We start from the raw sequence: 15,330 nt of genomic DNA, 5'->3' as shown, positions 1-15,330 counted from the left end.
TGTCCCCTTATCGCAGCTTCAGCGTGGACAGGCCGATTACGGCAAGCACGATCGAGATGATCCAGAAGCGGATCACGACCGTCGATTCCTTCCACCCCTTCTGTTCGAAGTGGTGGTGGATCGGCGCCATGCGGAACACGCGCCTTCCGGTCCGCTTGAACCAGAAGACCTGGATGATCACCGAGGCCGCTTCGAGGACGAACAGGCCGCCGACGACGGCCAGCACGATCTCGTGATGAGCGGCCACGGCGATGGCGCCCAGCGCGCCGCCCAGTGCCAGACTGCCGGTGTCGCCCATGAAGACGGCCGCCGGCGGGGCGTTGAACCACAGGAAGGCCAGCCCTGCGCCCATGATACCGGCGCAGAAGATCGCCAGTTCACCGGCGCGCGGCACGTGAGGAATGCCGAGGTAGGTCGCATAGTCGACGCGGCCCGCGAGATAGCAGATGATCGCGAAAGTGCCCGCAGCGATGATCACCGGCATCGTCGCAAGGCCGTCGAGCCCGTCCGTCAGGTTCACGGCATTGCCGGCGCCGACGATCACGAATGCAGCGAAGACGTAGTAAAACGGCCCCAGCGGAATATAGCGACCCGAAAGGAACGGCACATAGAGGTTGGTGTTGAGCTGGCTGACGATGATGTAGGCGGCAATGCCCGCGACCACGAATTCCATCGCCAGGCGCACCCGTCCGGGCACGCCCTTGTGGCTGCTCTTCGACACCTTGTCATAGTCGTCCATGAAGCCGATGGCGCCGAAACCCACCGTCACGGCCACGCAGGCCCAGACGAAGGGGTTGGACATGTCCATGTACAGCAGCATCGACACGATCACCGCGATCAGGATCATCAGCCCGCCCATCGTGGGCGTGCCGCGCTTGGCGAGGTGCGATTGCGGGCCGTCCTCACGGATCGGCTGGCCCTTGCCCTGGCGGATTCGCAGCATGTTGATGAACTTCGGCCCGATGATCAGACCGATGACGAGAGCCGTCATCAGCGCGGCGCCGGAGCGGAACGACTGGTAGCGAAAGAGGTTGGCCAGCCCTTCGAAATGAAACCATTCTGCGAAAAGATACAGCATCTTGCGGGGTGAACCCCTACCCTTCCTGCTTGCTGAGCGCGGTCACGAGGGAAGCGAGGCCCACCGAATTCGAACCTTTGACAAGGATTGCATCATCCCGCTCAAGTCCGAATGCGCGCAAGGCATCGACAGCTTCCCCTACACTGGCGCAATGCGCGAAAGCCACGGTTTTGCCAAGTTTCGCGCCTTCCGATTTCCCCAATTCCCCTTCGTCGAGGGCCTTGGCGAGCGGCGCCATTTCCTCGCCGACGAGCACGGCGTAATCGACGCCCGCCTCGCGGATCGGTTCGGCCAGGGCGGCATGATAGTCAGGCCCGTGGCTGCCCAGCTCCTTCATCGCACCGAGCACGGCGATCCGGCGACGCGCCGGAGTGCGGCCGAGCTGGGCCAGCGTCGCGCGCATCGAGGCCGGATTGGCGTTGTAGCTCTCGTCGATCAGCAGCGCCTTGCGCTGGCCTTCGTCGTCGGCCTCGCCGCCCGGAACGTCGATCTCGACGCGCGCACCGCGGCCCGGAAGGCCGCCCATTTCGGCGAGCGCCACGCCAGCTGCGCCAAGGTCTCCCTTGACCGCGCGTACTGCCGCCATGACGGCAAGCGAATTCATTACCCAGTGTTCGCCCGGTGCAGCGACGGTGTAGCAGACGCGGCGGTCGCCCATGTCCACCGTTACCAGCGAACCGCCGCCGATGGCCGAAACGGTATCGAGCAGGCGCACGTCGGCATCGGCGGCCTTGCCGAACGACACCACTTTCGCCCCACATGCCACCGCCGCATCGCGCAGGCGCAGGAAATGCGGGCTGTCCGCCGGGATCACCGCCGTGCCGCCTTCCTCCAGTCCCTGGAAGATCTCGGCCTTGGCATCGGCAATCGCTTCTTCCGAGCCCAGCATCTCGATGTGGGCCGGGGCAATGGTGGTGATCACCGCAACGTGCGGGCGTACCTGCCGGGTCAGCGCGGCGATCTCGCCGGCGTGGTTCATGCCCATCTCGAAGATGCCGAAGCGCGCGCGGCTAGGCATGCGCGCAAGGCTGAGCGGAACGCCGACGTGGTTGTTGTAGCTCTTGACCGAGCGATGCGCGTCGCCGCGGCTGGAGCGATCGAGAGCCGCGAAAATCGATTCCTTGACGCCGGTCTTGCCGACCGATCCGGTCACGCCGATGATCGGGCCGCGCGCGCGCTGGCGTGCGGCTGCGCCCAGCTTTTCCAGCGCTTCGGTCGTGTCCTTCACGAGGATGTGAGGGCCGTCCACGGGACGGTCGACGACGACGGCTGCAGCGCCCTTGGCAAAGGCCATCTCGACGAAACGGTGCCCGTCCATGCTCTCCCCCTTCAAGGCGAAGAACAGGTCTCCGGGCTGGACGTCGCGGCTGTCGATCTCGACACCGGAAACGGTGAATTCGGCATTCGCCGTGCCCTTGACCGCGCGCGCGATCGCAACCGCGTCCCACAGCGCAGACGGGTTCTCATCCGACAGTTCAGCAGGCCAGTCGAGAATCCGGGCAACAGCGTTCATCGTCTTCTACCTCCCCAGTGCGCCAGCCATTTCCCTGGCAACCGTGACATCGTCGAATGGCAGGACGCGCACATCTGCGCCGCTGCCGATGATTTGTCCTTGCTCATGTCCCTTGCCGGCGATCAGGACGATATCGCCGGCTCCGGCTTCCCCGACGGCGGCGCCGATGGCCTCCCGCCTGTCGCCGATTTCCCGGCCCCTGTCCTGCATGCCTGCCAGGACCATGGACCGGATCGCGGCGGGATCCTCGCCGCGCGGGTTGTCGTCGGTGACGATCGCAAGATCCGCGCCATCTGCCGCCACCTTGCCCATTTCCGGGCGCTTGCCCGTGTCGCGGTCGCCGCCCGCACCGAACACAACGATCAGGCGCCCGGCAACGTGAGGACGAAGCGCGGCAATCGCGGCTTCCAGTGCATCGGGCGTATGCGCATAGTCGACATAGACCGGAGCGCCGGACGGCGTGATCGCCGCGCGCTCGATTCGGCCCCGCACGGTCTGCAGGCGCTTGAGCGCGTCGAAGGTGGCGTGCGCCTCGCCTCCGGTCGCCAGCACGAGGCCCGCCGCGACCAGGGAATTGGCGGCCTGGTATGCGCCGATCAGCGGCAGATCGATAGTGTGGTTCGTGCCTGCGTACTCGATCTCCAACTTCTGCCCGAGCCCGCCGGGCGTGCGGCCGATAAGGCGGATATGCTCGCCCTTCGTGCCGACGGTAAACAGCTTCAGTCCGCGCTTGGCGGCATGTTCTATCGCCTTGTCGGACCACGCGTCGTCCGCCCAGACGACCGCCGTGCCGCCGTCAACCACCACTTCGTCGAACAGACGCATCTTCGCGGCGAAGTACTCGTCCATCGTCGCGTGATAGTCGAGATGATCGCGGCTGAGGTTGGTGAAGGCCCCGGCCGCGACGCGCGGCCCTTCGATGCGGAACTGCGAAAGGCCGTGGCTCGATGCCTCGTAGGCGACGTGGGTAACGCCTTCGCGGGCCAGGCCGGAGAGGTTGCCGAGGAAGGTGACGATGTCGGGCGTGGTCAGCCCGGTCGAGACCGTCTCGTCGCTGGTGGTCACGCCAAGGGTGCCGATGGAGGCGGCGCGAATACCGGCCATGCGCCAGATCTGGCGGGTCAGTTCGACCGTGGAGGTCTTGCCGTTGGTGCCGGTCACCGCGACCAGGGTCGGCGGGACGGGCGTGAAGAACTGCGCGGCCAGGCGGGCGAAAAGCCTGCGCGGCTCGGCATCGGCAAAGTGGATTGCGCCTTCCACCGTCGCATCGGGCGCGGCAACCACGGCGACCGCGCCGGCTTCGATGGCAGCAGCGATGAAATCCTCGCCGTTGAACTTCGCACCGCGGAAGGCGCCGAAGACAGTGCCGGGCGCGACCTTGCGATGATCGATGGCGAAGCCGGTCACCGTCGCCTCACCGCTCTCGGTCAGGGCGATGCCGGCTGCAGAGCAAAGATCGGTCAGTTTCATTCGCCGTCAGCCTCTGACGCACGCACTTCGTTGGGGATGAGCGGCTTGAGATCGGAAATGTCGATGTCGCGCGTTTCGTCGGGCATGATGCCCAGGATCGGGCCGATACGCGGGACGACGCGGCCGATGACCGGCGCGGCGTTCCAGGCTGCCGTGCGCTGGAATGAGGTGGCCTGCGTGCCCTGCGGCTCGTCGAGCATGGCGATCACGACGAAGCGCGGCTTGTCCATCGGGAAAGCCGAAGCGAAGGTCGAGATCAGCGAGTGGTGGCGATATCCGCCCGCACCCGGCTTTTCGGCCGAGCCGGTCTTGCCGCCGATGCGGAAGCCCGGGGCATCGCCCTTGCGGCCGGTACCGTAGCGCACGATCATGCGCAGGAGCTGGCGGCTGCGTGCGCTGGTCGAGGCCTTGAACACGCGGTGTCCGGCCGGAATGTCGGACGGATCGAGCTTCTTGAGCGTCGCCGGACGCCAGATCCCGCCATTGACGAGCGCGGCATAGGCGCTGGCCAGGTGCAGCGGGGTAACGGCGATGCCGTGCCCGTAGGACACCGTCATCGTGCGCAGGCGCGGCCATTCGCCCTTGGGCCAGATCGGGAAGCCGCGCGCGGGAAGCTCGATGTCGGGACGGCGATCCATGCCCAGCGCTTCCATCGTCTTCTTGAGGCGCACGCCGCCCAGCTCGTCGGCAATCTGCGCGGTCACCACGTTCGAGGAATGGATCAGGGTTTCGGCCACGTTGAGCGAATCGCCCATCGAGTGGCTGTCCTTGATCGTGAAGCGCCCGACATGCAGCGGGTGCGCCGACCAGCGACGGCCAAGATCGGTGATCGTGCCGGCATCCATCGCCGATGCCACCGCCAGCGGCTTGAAGGTGGAACCCAGTTCATAGACCTGGTTGGTGACGCGGTTGAAGCCGTGAGGCACTTCGCCGAGCTTGGCCTGCTCTTCGGAAATGACCATGTCGGTCGGCTTGACGTGGTTCGGGTCGAACGAGGGCAGCGAGGCAAGCGCCAGCACTTCGCCGGTATCGACGTCGAGGATCACGCCGCCTGCGCCCTTGGCCTTCGATTCCGCCATGGCGCGGCCGAGTTCGTCTTCCAGCGCGCTCTGCACGCGAAAGTCGATCGAGAGGACGGCAGGATGGGTGCGCCCCTCGGGCGAGACGAGCTTGTCGTCGAAGGCCTCTTCCATGCCGACCTTGCCCTTGCCGTAGCTGTCGACATAGCCGAGCACGTGCGCGGCCATCGAGCCTTGCGGATAGTAGCGCGTCGCCTCGAGCGGAAATTCCAGCGCCGGTTCGCCCAGAGCGTGGACCTTGTTCGCGTCCTCGGGAAGGATCGACTTGCGGATGTAGCCCGCCTTGCCCGACTTCAGACGCTCAAGCACCTGTGCGCGGTCGAGATCGGGGAAGATGCGCAGCAGTCCGTCGGCCACTTCGTCGGGCGTGTGGATCAGCGCGTCGCCCTCGGTCATCGCGCGCGGATTGAACCACAGCGAATAGGCACGGAACTCGCGCGCCAGCGGCACGCCGTTGCGATCGACGATTTCACCCCGGTCGGGCACGAGCAGGTCGGAAAGGCTGCCGTCGTGCGCGGAAACACCGGTCATCCCGAGATAGACGATCCTGAGCAGCGCGCAGGTGCCCACAAGCACGAAAACGCCCAGGATCCAGAGCGTGCGCAGCTTGGCGACAAGCAGCGAGCGCTGGCGGACGTTGACGAGCTTGCGCCTTCCTGACGATATCGTTGTCGGGATCGCAATCGCGGTCACTGCTGGGCAGCCTCCGCCAGTTCGATGCGGGCCAGGCGCTTGCTCAGGCTGGCAGCGTCATGCTTGAGCGCCTTGAGTTCGGGATCGAGATCCTTGGTTGCCGTTTCCTGAGACTTTTCAGCCTTTTCCGGCACTGCCGCAGTGGCGCCGCTGACCGGCGAAACCATCGCCAGCAACGAGCTTTCGGAATCCTTGTCGGCAGGCGCTTCGGCATTGGCATAGCGGATCGGTTCGGGCGCGCCCGGCGCCGCCGCCTTGCCCAGCGCGGCAAGCTGGCGCTCGCCCTCGATGTACTGCCCTGCGCCCGGCGCCTTGTAGCCGAACTCGAGATCGTTGAGCTGCTTGAGCGCCTGCTGGTTCGAGCGCGTCTGGAACTCCGTCTCCAGGAAGTCGATGTCGCGCTGCACGTAGACGATGCTCTTCTCTGCATCGTGCACCTGGCTCTTCACCGCATTCACCCGCAGGGTCAGGCCGATCGTCATCGCGCCGCAGACCAGCAGCACCGAGATCCAGCCGATCGAATGTACGCGATCGCGGGTGAGGTTCATGCTGCGCTCCTGTGGGTATCTCTGGCGGGGGCATCGGTGCGCACGGCGCTGCGCAGGGTGGCGGATCGGGATCTGGGGTTGGCGTCGAGTTCGGCCTCGCCAGGCCGGATTGCCTTCGACAGCTTGGTGAAAGTGGCCACCGAACCGCTACCGACCTGCGGCAGGTGGCGGGAAGTGGAAGCCCCGCCGCCGCTGGCATCGCGCAGGAAGCGCTTTACCTTGCGATCCTCGAGGCTGTGGAAGGTGACGACCGCAAGGCGGCCGCCCGGATTGAGCAGGTTTTCTGCGCCCGAAAGGCCTGCATCGAGCTCGTCGAGCTCTCCGTTCACATGGATTCGTATGGCCTGGAAGGTCCGCGTTGCCGGATCCTTGGGGGCGTTTGCGCCCTTGTACTTCGGATTGTAGCCAAGGGCCTTGCGCACCACCCGGGCCAGTTCCCCGGTGGTGGCCAGCGGCCGTGCAGCGACGATGGCGCGGGCGATCCGGCGCGACTGACGCTCTTCCCCGTAGAGGTAGAGCACGTCGGCGATCTCGGCCTCGTCCGCCTCGTTCACGAAGTCCGCAGCCGAAAGCCCCTGCTGCGACATGCGCATGTCGAGCGGGCCATCGGAACCGAAGGCGAAGCCGCGCTCCGCCTGATCGAGCTGCATCGAGGAAACACCGATATCCATGACGACGCCATCCACCCCGGAAACGCCGGATTCTCCCAGGCCCTCGACCATTTCCGAGAAGCGCCTGGGGTGCAAGACGAGCCGCGGCGGATCGCTGTCCAGCTCGGGCCATTTTCCACGGTTGCGTTCGACCGCGGCAATGGCATCGGGATCGCGATCGAAAGCATGGACCGTCGCCCCGGCATCAAGCAGGCGCCGGGTGTAGCCGCCCGCTCCGAACGTGGCATCCACGATGACGTCGCCGCCCTGGGGGTTCAGGGCGGCGACGACTTCGTCGAGAAGCACCGGGACATGGGGAACGTGCTCCTCGGAGTGCTCGGGCGTATGGTCTTGCGGCCGCGTCATTTCTTGCGCGCCTTTGCCAGTTCCTTCTCCGCCAGGCTGCGGCAGGCGGTCTTCGCCGCCTTCCAGTCGTCTTCCATCGCGTAGAGCTGCTCGGGCGCCCATACGGTGAAGAACTTGCCGTTGCCGCGGAAGTAGAGCTGGTCGGAGATTTCGGCGAGCGCGACGAGATCGTCGGGCAGAACGAAGCGGCCGCTGCCGTCGAAGGGGACCTCGTAGGAGGAATAGATGTCGCTGGCGCGCTTCTCGGCGTCGAATTCCCTGCCCGCGCGCAGGGCGACGTCCTGCATTTCCTTGAGCTCCTGCTCGAAGTCGGCGATGCGCGAAAGGCCAAAGCCCATGAGGCAGGGCCAGCGATCGTGCGGCATCAGGCAGACCAGGTCCTTGCCGCTGGATTCGCGCACGGTGCCGCGAAAGACGTTGGGCAGCACGAAACGGTTCTTGTCGCGTTGAAGCGAAAAGCCCTGTCCGTTGTAGATGTATGGCTGCCCAGCCATGCCGCCCCATTTCCCCCTGAGGGTCCAAGTCTCGGAACAATGACTGGCCCCACCCCGACCGCGCGCTCACGCCATCGGGTTCCGTGCTCACGCATGAACACGGCGAGACTCAACCATTCCGATTGGTTGTCTTTGTATCGCGGGAAATTTGGGGACGAAAGGGAAAAACGGGGATCGCCCGGTTTTTTCCGCCGAATTTGCGACGAAATGCGCCGCTCTCACGGGACAATCACTCCGCGACGATGAATTTTAAACCATCTAAAATACTGCTTTTAATGTATATTTCTGGATATCAGCAGGCTCACCCGCGCCATCCCCGGTTCACACCGATTATTCCCGTCCGATCCCCACCCAAACCCGGGCCAACAGCGCGTCCAGCAGCTTGCCGCGGCTTTCCGCGTCGCGCAGATCGCGCGAATCCTCAAACAGGGCGGCATCCGCCAGCGCGACGACCCGCCCTTTCCCCACCCGGCAATCGGCCAGGAAACCCGCCGCTTCCAGCCTGCAGGATCCATCTTCCTGCCTGAGCCGGAAGCGCCCGGGCAGGTTCACCGGGACCGCACCGTCCTCGAGCTCGACAAGACGCTCACCGGGTTGCTGCGATTCGTCGAACTCGAGCTGAAGGCCCCATCGCCCCAGGATCGGCGAGAGCATCGCGATATCCTGCGGGCGCCGCGCATCGCCCAGCGCGAATATCGAATGAGCCGTGAGCATGGGATCGGCAAAGAGCAGCACCCTGCCCCCGGCATTGACCCAATCGTCGAGCGCGACATTTTCCTGCGGCGTCAGAGGCCGGGGCTGAGCCAGCAACAGGACGTGATCCTTCGCCAGAGGCAATGCTCCCGAAGCGTCTGCCAGATGGTCCAACGGCACAAGCCCGGCCCGCGCCTGAATGAAGGCATGCGCCCAGCCCTGATCCTTGTCGCTCGAGAGGAAACCGCGAATGTCATCGCTCTCACCCCAAAGCAACGGAAGGCTCGAATAGACCCCCAGTGGCACAGGCGCTTGCGCCTCCCCACTTTTCCCCGCCGCATCCGAACCGCCCAGCAGATTGCATCCCGCCAAGGCAAGACAAGGCGCGAGCAGCGCCATCAGCGCCGTGCGACTATTGATCAAGGAGAGGTGCAGGCTCTCCGCTCTGCATCGGAGCGGGCCGCGGCCCTGCCGTCACAGTCGGGGTGGGCGTAGGCGTGGGCGTCGGATCGGAGGCCGGAACCACACCGATGTCGGCCAGCGGATCGGACGCGGCCTTCTTGGGCTTGGCATCGACCGCGACCACTTCGTGGATCGGATCCTCGACGTCGGTATTGCGGTCGACCCGGTCGGTGATGATGTTGGCAAGCCCGACCAGCAGCAGCATTGCGCACAGCCCGAAAGCGCCCACCTGCAGGCGATGCACCGCCTGTGAGCGCAAGTCGCGCGCGGAAGGCGGCACATAGTGCTGCGGGGTCGTGATCGGTTCGACCATAGGAGGCGGATAGTGCCCTGCCATCGGCAGGAGTTCTAACTTACCTTGCCAACCAAGGGAAGACCGGCAAGCCCTTCGCTTCCAGCCATTCCGGGTTGTAAAGCGTGGACAGATAACGGAAGCCCGTGTCGCACAGGATCGTCGCGACGCGCGCATCGGACCTGCCCTGCGCTACCAGCTGCTTGCCCAGCGCAACCGCCCCCGCCACGTTGATGCCGGAGGACAGGCCAAGGCACAGCCCCTCTTCGGCGAGCAGGCGCGTTACCCATTCCAGCCCCTCCTCATCGGAAATGCGGAACTGGGTGTCGATCGGAGCGCCTTCGAGATTGGCGGTGATGCGGCCCTGCCCGATGCCTTCGGCAACCGAGGAGCCTTCCGCCTTCAGTTCACCGCAGGCGTAATAATTGTAGAGCGCCGCGCCGTGGGGGTCGGTCAGTGCAACCGTCACCTTCTCGTCGAGCGCCTTGAGGCCAAGCCCGGTGCCCGCGATCGTGCCCCCGGTGCCGGCCGCGCAGGTGAAGCCGTCGATCCGGCCGCCCATCTGCTCCCACAGTTCGGGCGCGGTCGATTCGATATGCGCCTTGCGATTGGCGATATTGTCGAACTGGTTGGCCCAGACCGCGTTTTCGGTTTCCTCGGCGAGGCGGCGCGAGGTGTGCACGAAGTGCCCGGGGTTCGAGAACGGCGCGGCAGGTACCAGGACAAGCTCCGCGCCGAGCGCGCGCAGCGTGTCCATCTTCTCGCGCGACTGCGTCTCGGGCATGACGATGACGGTCTTGTAGCCCAGCGCATTGGCGACGAGTGCAAGACCGATACCGGTATTGCCCGCCGTACCCTCGACGATCGTGCCGCCCGGCTGCAGGGTTCCGCGCGCTTCGGCATCGCGCACGATCCACAGCGCGGCGCGGTCCTTCACCGAGGCGCCCGGGTTGGCGAATTCGCACTTGCCCCAAATCTCGCAACCGGCAGCCTCGCTAGGTCCCTTGAGCAGGACGAGCGGCGTGTTGCCGATAAGATCGAGCGTGGCGCGTTTGGCTTGCGGTGCGGTCATGACGGGGAATTAGGAAGTCGGAGCGCAAGGCGCAAACGAATTGCGCCTTACCCCCTTCAATTCAAACTTCCAGCGCGCGAGGAAGCTCAGTCTTCCTGCGCGATCGTCACCTTGCAGCCTTCGAGGGCGCCGGTGACCGGGATCTGGCACGAAAGACGCGAGTACTCGTTGCGGTGCTCCGAGCTGTCGAGCAGATCGTTCTCGTCCTCGCTCATCTCCGGCAGCTTGTCCACGAAGGCCGGATCGATGTGGACGTGGCAGGTCGCGCAGGAACAGCAGCCGCCGCAAAGCGCCAGAAGCTCGTCGAATCCGTTGTCGCGGATGACTTCCATCAGAGTGCGGCCTTCGCTGGCCTCGACGCTGGATTCTTCACCTGACTGGTTGACGACAGTAATCTGCGGCATTCTCTGGGATCCCCTTTAAAACTCGATATATCGTAATTGGCCTGTATCGGCACTTGGCCTAGGCTGCTAATCGCGGCGCAGAGCATTTGCAAGGCAATCGAAGCATGGGCTTGAATGCCAACGCCATTAAACTTGGTCTGGACGCACTCGCGGCGCGGGAGCCCGGGATCGCGCGGGCGCTGGACCTGGCGGGCTATCCCGAACCCCGGATTCGCCAGCGCGGCTATGCAACGCTGCTGCGCACGATCGTCGGCCAGCAGGTCAGCGTGGCCGCTGCGGCCTCTGTCTGGTCCCGGCTCGAGGCGCTACTGGGCGAAGGCCTGTCCCCCGATGCACTGCTGGCGGCCGACTTCGATGCCCTGCGCGGCTGCGGCCTCTCGCGCCAGAAGCAGGGCTATGCGCGATCGCTTTGCGAGCTGGTCGTGGCCGGCGCACTGGACCTGGAGAACCTGCCCGAAGACGACGAGGCAGCGATTGCCGACCTCGTGCGGATCAAGGGCATCGGCCGCTGGTCTGCCGAGATCTACCTTCTCTTCGCGGAGGGCCGCCCCGACATCTGGCCGGCCGGTGACCTCGCCGTTCAGGCCGGGCTGCACCGGATCCTCGGTCTCGATGCACGCCCGAGCGAGAAGGAAACGCGCGAGCTGGCGGAGGGCTGGCGCCCGCACCGCGGCAGCGCTGCCATCTTCACCTGGCACTGCTACAACAACGCCGCCCTCTGATCAGGCCGGAAGGATCGCGACCGGCAAGCTGGCACGCGCAGGAAATTTCGCCTCTATCCAGCGGCGCAGCCGGGGTGACTGACGCTCGGTAAGGATCGAAATCGCCGCGCAGGCGCCCACGACCAGCGCCAGCAGCGCAGTGAACTCCGGAACGCTTTCGGTCCTCCCGAAGCCGTGCGAAAGGAGGAACTGGATAAGCGGCCAGTGGAACAGGTAGAGCGTGAAGGAGAAACCGGCGAGGCCCTGCGCCAGCCCGGCAAGGCGCATGACCTGCGGCTCCAGCGCGGTGACCATCGGCCGCGCGGCCAGGATCGCCAGCACCATGATCAGCGCCATCGCAAGATCGGCAACCGCCCAGACGGACCACTGAATGGCAAATGGCCACCAGGACTTGAGGAACGGAATCAACACCTCGCGGTCGATCTCGAACAGCTGCAGCGCCAGAAACGGGCAAAGGACGAGCAGGATCGGCGCGAGCGCCAGCGGCACGCGCCGCACGAGGCCGAAATGTGTCAGCGCGACGCCGACCAGCCAGACCGGCATGAGCAGCAGAATCGAAGGCCCCGCCAGCAGGCAGGCAAATCCGGTCGCCACATAGCGCCCCCAGCCGCGCAGAAAGAAGGCCAGCGCGAAGATCGCGTAGTACCAGACTTCGTAGCACAGCGACCAATAAGGGGGATTCCAGACCGGCGCAGGCATGCCCGGCCAGGCGCTGACGAAAGCAAGCGGCGGAATGAAGCGCTCGGCGACCTCGGCCGCCTCGTTCGGACTGTTGTCTATGGGCACATGCGCAGGCCCCGCCAGCACATAGGCGGCCAGAAGGCCGAACAGTAGCGCCGGGACCGCCACGGGCAGGATCCGCGAAATTCGCGAGATCGCAAAGCGGCGCAGGTCGGACCGCCCGCCGAGCACCGAACTGCTGATCACCAGCCCCGAGAGGACGAAGAAGACGATGACGCAATAGTGCTGCATGCGCACGCCGAAAGGAAAGTCGCCGGCATACAGGCCCAGTTGCACCGCGTGGCCCAGGGCGACGAGCAGTGCTGCGCCGAAGCGCACGAAATCGAGGACGACCGAAAGCGGCCGATTGAGGAAACGCTCATCCATGGAGCGAGACCGAATGGATCAGGTAGCCGGAGCGAGGCCGTCGATGAACGACGCCAGGTCCACGTCGCGCTGACTGAGGCCGTCGGCATCGTGAGTCGTGAGCGTGATCACGACGCGATTGTAGACGTTGAACCATTCGGGGTGGTGATCGACCTTGTCGGCCTGGATCGCGACCCGGGTCATGAACCCGAAAGCCTCGTTGAAATCCGCGAACTTGAGCTCGCGGGTAATGGCAAGGCCATCCTCGCGAAGCGACCACCCCGGCAGCCCTGCCAGCACCTCGTCCAACTTCGCACCAGATAGTCGCTCGATCGCCATTATGGTCTCCTTGGCAGTTCGCCGCCTTTCCACTATCGACTGCCTCCATGCAAGAGGCCTTTATCGTCGTCCGGGATCTCGCGTGTCGACGTGGGGACAGGCTGTTGTTTCGTAATCTTTCCCTGACCCTCAACGCCGGACAGGCGCTGCAGGTTGCAGGCAGCAACGGCATCGGCAAATCGAGCCTGCTGCGCATCGTCGCCGGTCTTGCGCCCGCCTATGCCGGTTCGATCGAATCGCAAGGCACCATCGGCCTCGTCGACGAACGCCCCGCCCTCGACCCGCACCTCCCGCTCGGCAAGGCGCTGGACTTCTGGCAGGGGATCGACGACGCAGCGGACAACGGACTGGCGCGCCTTGGCCTTGCCGGCCTGCTGGACGTGCCGGTGCGCTACCTTTCCACCGGCCAGAAGAAGCGCGCCGCGCTCTCGCGCCTGATCGGGCAGAAGGCGCCGATCTGGCTCCTCGATGAGCCGCTCAACGGACTCGACGGACATGCCGTGGAACTGACCGAGCAACTGACAGCGGAACACTGTGCGGCAGGCGGGATCGCCCTGATTGCCTCGCACCAGACATTCTCCCTGCCCGGCATGGAAAAGCTGGCCCTCGCGGACTACGCGGCATGAGCGGCCGATTCTCAGCCCTGCTGCGCCGCGATCTTGCACGCCTGCTGCTGGGCGGACGCGGCGGCGGCGCGGTACTGCCGATCCTGTTCTTCCTGTCCGTGGCGATGCTCTATCCCTTCGCCGTTGGCCCTGACGCCCGCCTGCTGGCGCGCACCGGCGGCGGGGTGATCTGGGTCGCTGCCCTGCTCGCCGCAATCCTGCCGCTCGACCGCCTGATCGAACCCGACATCGAACAGGGCATGTTCGACCAGTGGGCCCTGCGCGGCATTTCCGAGGAAATGGTGATCACCGTGCGGGTGCTGGCCCATTGGCTCAGCTTCGGGCCGCCGCTCATGCTGGCGGCCCTTCCCGCTTCGGCGCTGCTTGGCATCGATGCCCAGACCCTGCGAATCGTCGAAATCGGACTGCTGGCCGGCACACCGGGCCTTGCGGCCCTTGGCGTGACCGTGGCGGCCCTGACTGCAGGACTGCGCGGGGGCGCGGCGCTCTCCGGCCTGCTGGTCATCCCGATGGCCGTACCGCTGCTGATCTTCGGCGCGGGCAGCCTGTCGCTCGGCGGCGAAAGCGGCCTGGCCTTGACTGCCGCGGCCAGCCTCGTCCTGCTGGCCATCGCGCCCTTCGCCGGCGGCGCAGCCGTGCGCGCCGCGCGCGGCTGAGGCCTGCCAGCCCTTCCCCCCAATCTCCAGTCCGGATCGATCAAGAGCCGATGTCAGGCAGACATCGTGTCGCACCTGACCACAGCCTGTGGACAACCTTGCGCAAAAGCCCGGCAGAACCCCGGGATAGCGGACTCATAAGGTGGGAAAAGTTGGCCGGGGCATTGGGTGGGTCACTGGAGGGCGGCCCCGGCCAAGGTGCAGGATGAGAACGACAACCCATGACAATTGCCGCTCCTGAGGGGCTTGACGAAGCGCGTCAGCCACGTATCACTAGCTAATGATAATCATTCTCATTTGCAACCCCTTGGAGTCTGCCTGATGTATCAATATGTCGATCGCCCCCTCAGCGTCCTCGATGAAGGCAGCCGCTTCCTCGTCTGGTCGATGCGGGCATGGGTCACGGCCATCGCCAGCAAGCGCTGTCCGGCGCAGACCCTGGCCCCGGCTTTCGCGCGCTGGCGGATGATCGGCGGGCTCCAGCCCTTCCACCGCGCCATGTTGCTGTTCAATCGCGATGCGCTGGAGACGTTCGCCTTCTGCCCGCTGCCCTGCGAGCATGTATCCGAGCACGAAGCGCTGATTCTAGAACTCGTGACCTCGTTGCGCGATCGCGGCCCCGGTGCGACTCGGGATACACTGGAACTGCTCGTGCTCGAGGATAGCGTCGGCGACGTGCTCGAAACGCTCTCGAAGCTCGGCGCGGCGCTCGCGTTGGCCGGGATCTTCCCGCGGGAGCCAGCCACCCTGCACACACCCCGTTCCTCGTGAACGGGTAGCACGCCGCTGGCCTAGGCAGGCAGGAAAGGCGCCTGGGCGAAAACCAGCCCGATCAGCGCACCCACCTGCAGGGCGGCAATGACGGACAGGCGCCATGAGAACGGCTGCTTGCGGGTCTTGTGCCGGAATGCCCAGCGCGCCGCAAAAGCAGCCGGACTGCCGCCCAGCAGCGCCATCAGCAGTAGATCGAATTCAGGCACGCGCCGCCCACCCTTGCGGGCCCGCACCTTGTCGAAGCCGAAGCTGGCGAACGTCACGAAGTTGATAAGCAGCAACCATGCGGCGCCCGCCACGATCCATTCCATGG

At 65.5% G+C, this 15,330-nt stretch carries 18 protein-coding genes; 4 read left to right on the top strand and 14 right to left on the bottom strand.

The window, feature by feature from the left end:
• Window positions 1-7: 7 nt before the first annotated feature.
• The 11 genes from mraY to ddmB form a co-directional block, all read right to left on the bottom strand.
• Window positions 8-1,078, bottom strand: a complete 1,071-nt coding sequence (gene mraY / locus JI59_RS13910; protein WP_007012066.1) for a phospho-N-acetylmuramoyl-pentapeptide-transferase — start codon at window positions 1,076-1,078, stop codon at window positions 8-10.
• 16 nt (window positions 1,079-1,094) lie between these two features.
• A complete protein-coding gene (locus JI59_RS13905; RefSeq protein ID WP_007012067.1) occupies window positions 1,095-2,591 on the bottom strand; it encodes a UDP-N-acetylmuramoyl-tripeptide--D-alanyl-D-alanine ligase in 1,497 nt (498 codons plus the stop codon).
• A gap of 6 nt (window positions 2,592-2,597) precedes the next feature.
• Window positions 2,598-4,061 (bottom strand): UDP-N-acetylmuramoyl-L-alanyl-D-glutamate--2,6-diaminopimelate ligase, encoded by a 1,464-nt coding sequence (locus JI59_RS13900; RefSeq protein ID WP_007012068.1) that lies wholly within the window; start codon window positions 4,059-4,061, stop codon window positions 2,598-2,600.
• Window positions 4,058-5,833: a peptidoglycan D,D-transpeptidase FtsI family protein gene (locus JI59_RS13895; RefSeq protein ID WP_007012069.1), complete on the bottom strand. Its 1,776-nt coding sequence runs from the start codon at window positions 5,831-5,833 to the stop codon at window positions 4,058-4,060. The genes JI59_RS13900 and JI59_RS13895 overlap by 4 nt, the downstream gene beginning before the upstream one ends.
• Window positions 5,830-6,381 carry a hypothetical protein gene (locus tag JI59_RS13890; RefSeq protein ID WP_007012070.1) on the bottom strand — a complete coding sequence of 184 codons (552 nt, stop codon included), beginning with the start codon at window positions 6,379-6,381 and terminating at the stop codon, window positions 5,830-5,832. Before JI59_RS13890 ends, JI59_RS13895 begins: the two co-directional genes overlap by 4 nt.
• The gene (rsmH, locus tag JI59_RS13885; protein ID WP_007012072.1) at window positions 6,378-7,397 is read right to left on the bottom strand and encodes a 16S rRNA (cytosine(1402)-N(4))-methyltransferase RsmH; all 1,020 of its coding nucleotides are present in this window, start codon (window positions 7,395-7,397) and stop codon (window positions 6,378-6,380) included. Before rsmH ends, JI59_RS13890 begins: the two co-directional genes overlap by 4 nt.
• On the bottom strand, window positions 7,394-7,891 hold the full coding sequence (locus JI59_RS13880; RefSeq protein ID WP_007012071.1) for a division/cell wall cluster transcriptional repressor MraZ: 498 nt from the start codon (window positions 7,889-7,891) through the stop codon (window positions 7,394-7,396). Before JI59_RS13880 ends, rsmH begins: the two co-directional genes overlap by 4 nt.
• Window positions 7,892-8,221: 330 nt before the next feature.
• A complete protein-coding gene (locus tag JI59_RS13875) occupies window positions 8,222-9,007 on the bottom strand; it encodes a GldG family protein (protein WP_238532480.1) in 786 nt (261 codons plus the stop codon).
• Window positions 8,997-9,359 carry a hypothetical protein gene (locus JI59_RS13870; protein WP_007012074.1) on the bottom strand — a complete coding sequence of 121 codons (363 nt, stop codon included), beginning with the start codon at window positions 9,357-9,359 and terminating at the stop codon, window positions 8,997-8,999. The genes JI59_RS13875 and JI59_RS13870 overlap by 11 nt, the downstream gene beginning before the upstream one ends.
• Window positions 9,360-9,399: 40 nt before the next feature.
• Window positions 9,400-10,410 (bottom strand): cysteine synthase A, encoded by a 1,011-nt coding sequence (locus JI59_RS13865; RefSeq protein ID WP_007012075.1) that lies wholly within the window; start codon window positions 10,408-10,410, stop codon window positions 9,400-9,402.
• An 86-nt stretch (window positions 10,411-10,496) separates the two neighbouring features.
• Window positions 10,497-10,814: a dicamba O-demethylase ferredoxin subunit DdmB gene (gene ddmB, locus JI59_RS13860; RefSeq protein ID WP_007012076.1), complete on the bottom strand. Its 318-nt coding sequence runs from the start codon at window positions 10,812-10,814 to the stop codon at window positions 10,497-10,499.
• A 104-nt stretch (window positions 10,815-10,918) separates the two neighbouring features.
• On the opposite strand from ddmB, the gene JI59_RS13855 reads away from it, so the two are divergent.
• A complete protein-coding gene (locus JI59_RS13855; RefSeq protein ID WP_007012077.1) occupies window positions 10,919-11,536 on the top strand; it encodes a DNA-3-methyladenine glycosylase family protein in 618 nt (205 codons plus the stop codon).
• On the opposite strand, the gene JI59_RS13850 is transcribed toward JI59_RS13855, so the two are convergent.
• Together JI59_RS13850 and JI59_RS13845 are read right to left on the bottom strand one after the other, a co-directional pair.
• Entirely contained in the window at window positions 11,537-12,643 is a 1,107-nt protein-coding gene (locus tag JI59_RS13850) for an acyltransferase family protein (protein ID WP_007012078.1), read from the bottom strand.
• Window positions 12,644-12,661: 18 nt separating this feature from the next.
• Complete coding sequence (locus JI59_RS13845) at window positions 12,662-12,994, bottom strand: 4a-hydroxytetrahydrobiopterin dehydratase (RefSeq protein WP_255327361.1); 333 nt, start codon at window positions 12,992-12,994, stop codon at window positions 12,662-12,664.
• A gap of 14 nt (window positions 12,995-13,008) precedes the next feature.
• On the opposite strand from JI59_RS13845, the gene ccmA reads away from it, so the two are divergent.
• The 3 genes from ccmA to JI59_RS13830 all read left to right on the top strand — a co-directional run bounded on the left by ccmA (window position 13,009) and on the right by JI59_RS13830 (window position 15,014).
• On the top strand, window positions 13,009-13,587 hold the full coding sequence (gene ccmA, locus JI59_RS13840; protein WP_038576198.1) for a heme ABC exporter ATP-binding protein CcmA: 579 nt from the start codon (window positions 13,009-13,011) through the stop codon (window positions 13,585-13,587).
• Window positions 13,584-14,243 (top strand): heme exporter protein CcmB, encoded by a 660-nt coding sequence (locus JI59_RS13835; RefSeq protein ID WP_007012081.1) that lies wholly within the window; start codon window positions 13,584-13,586, stop codon window positions 14,241-14,243. The genes ccmA and JI59_RS13835 overlap by 4 nt, the downstream gene beginning before the upstream one ends.
• Window positions 14,244-14,564: 321 nt before the next feature.
• A complete protein-coding gene (locus JI59_RS13830) occupies window positions 14,565-15,014 on the top strand; it encodes a hypothetical protein (RefSeq protein ID WP_007012082.1) in 450 nt (149 codons plus the stop codon).
• A 20-nt stretch (window positions 15,015-15,034) separates the two neighbouring features.
• Here the strand turns inward: JI59_RS13830 and JI59_RS13825 are convergent, their stop codons facing one another.
• Window positions 15,035-15,328, bottom strand: a complete 294-nt coding sequence (locus JI59_RS13825; protein WP_007012083.1) for a DUF1294 domain-containing protein — start codon at window positions 15,326-15,328, stop codon at window positions 15,035-15,037.
• Between the last annotated feature and the right edge of the window lie 2 nt (window positions 15,329-15,330).

Source organism: Novosphingobium pentaromativorans US6-1 (assembly GCF_000767465.1).
Classification (GTDB): domain Bacteria; phylum Pseudomonadota; class Alphaproteobacteria; order Sphingomonadales; family Sphingomonadaceae; genus Novosphingobium; species Novosphingobium pentaromativorans.
The sequence above is the reverse complement of the archived record's forward strand: the minus strand, read 5'-3'. Positions and strand labels throughout refer to the sequence as shown.

Bases quoted from the DNA above. Each gene is read 5' to 3' on its own strand.
- JI59_RS13825 (WP_007012083.1), bottom strand. From the start codon at position 15,328: ATGGAATGGATCGTGGCGGGCGCCGCATGGTTGCTGCTTATCAACTTC.
- rsmH (WP_007012072.1), bottom strand. From the start codon at position 7,397: ATGACGCGGCCGCAAGACCATACGCCCGAGCACTCCGAGGAGCACGTT.
- ccmA (WP_038576198.1), top strand. From the start codon at position 13,009: ATGCAAGAGGCCTTTATCGTCGTCCGGGATCTCGCGTGTCGACGTGGG.
- JI59_RS13870 (WP_007012074.1), bottom strand. From the start codon at position 9,359: ATGGTCGAACCGATCACGACCCCGCAGCACTATGTGCCGCCTTCCGCG.
- JI59_RS13900 (WP_007012068.1), bottom strand. From the start codon at position 4,061: ATGAAACTGACCGATCTTTGCTCTGCAGCCGGCATCGCCCTGACCGAG.
- JI59_RS13835 (WP_007012081.1), top strand. From the start codon at position 13,584: ATGAGCGGCCGATTCTCAGCCCTGCTGCGCCGCGATCTTGCACGCCTG.
- ddmB (WP_007012076.1), bottom strand. From the start codon at position 10,814: ATGCCGCAGATTACTGTCGTCAACCAGTCAGGTGAAGAATCCAGCGTC.
- JI59_RS13830 (WP_007012082.1), top strand. From the start codon at position 14,565: ATGTATCAATATGTCGATCGCCCCCTCAGCGTCCTCGATGAAGGCAGC.
- JI59_RS13880 (WP_007012071.1), bottom strand. From the start codon at position 7,891: ATGGCTGGGCAGCCATACATCTACAACGGACAGGGCTTTTCGCTTCAA.
- JI59_RS13905 (WP_007012067.1), bottom strand. From the start codon at position 2,591: ATGAACGCTGTTGCCCGGATTCTCGACTGGCCTGCTGAACTGTCGGAT.
- mraY (WP_007012066.1), bottom strand. From the start codon at position 1,078: ATGCTGTATCTTTTCGCAGAATGGTTTCATTTCGAAGGGCTGGCCAAC.
- JI59_RS13855 (WP_007012077.1), top strand. From the start codon at position 10,919: ATGGGCTTGAATGCCAACGCCATTAAACTTGGTCTGGACGCACTCGCG.
- JI59_RS13890 (WP_007012070.1), bottom strand. From the start codon at position 6,381: ATGAACCTCACCCGCGATCGCGTACATTCGATCGGCTGGATCTCGGTG.
- JI59_RS13865 (WP_007012075.1), bottom strand. From the start codon at position 10,410: ATGACCGCACCGCAAGCCAAACGCGCCACGCTCGATCTTATCGGCAAC.
- JI59_RS13850 (WP_007012078.1), bottom strand. From the start codon at position 12,643: ATGGATGAGCGTTTCCTCAATCGGCCGCTTTCGGTCGTCCTCGATTTC.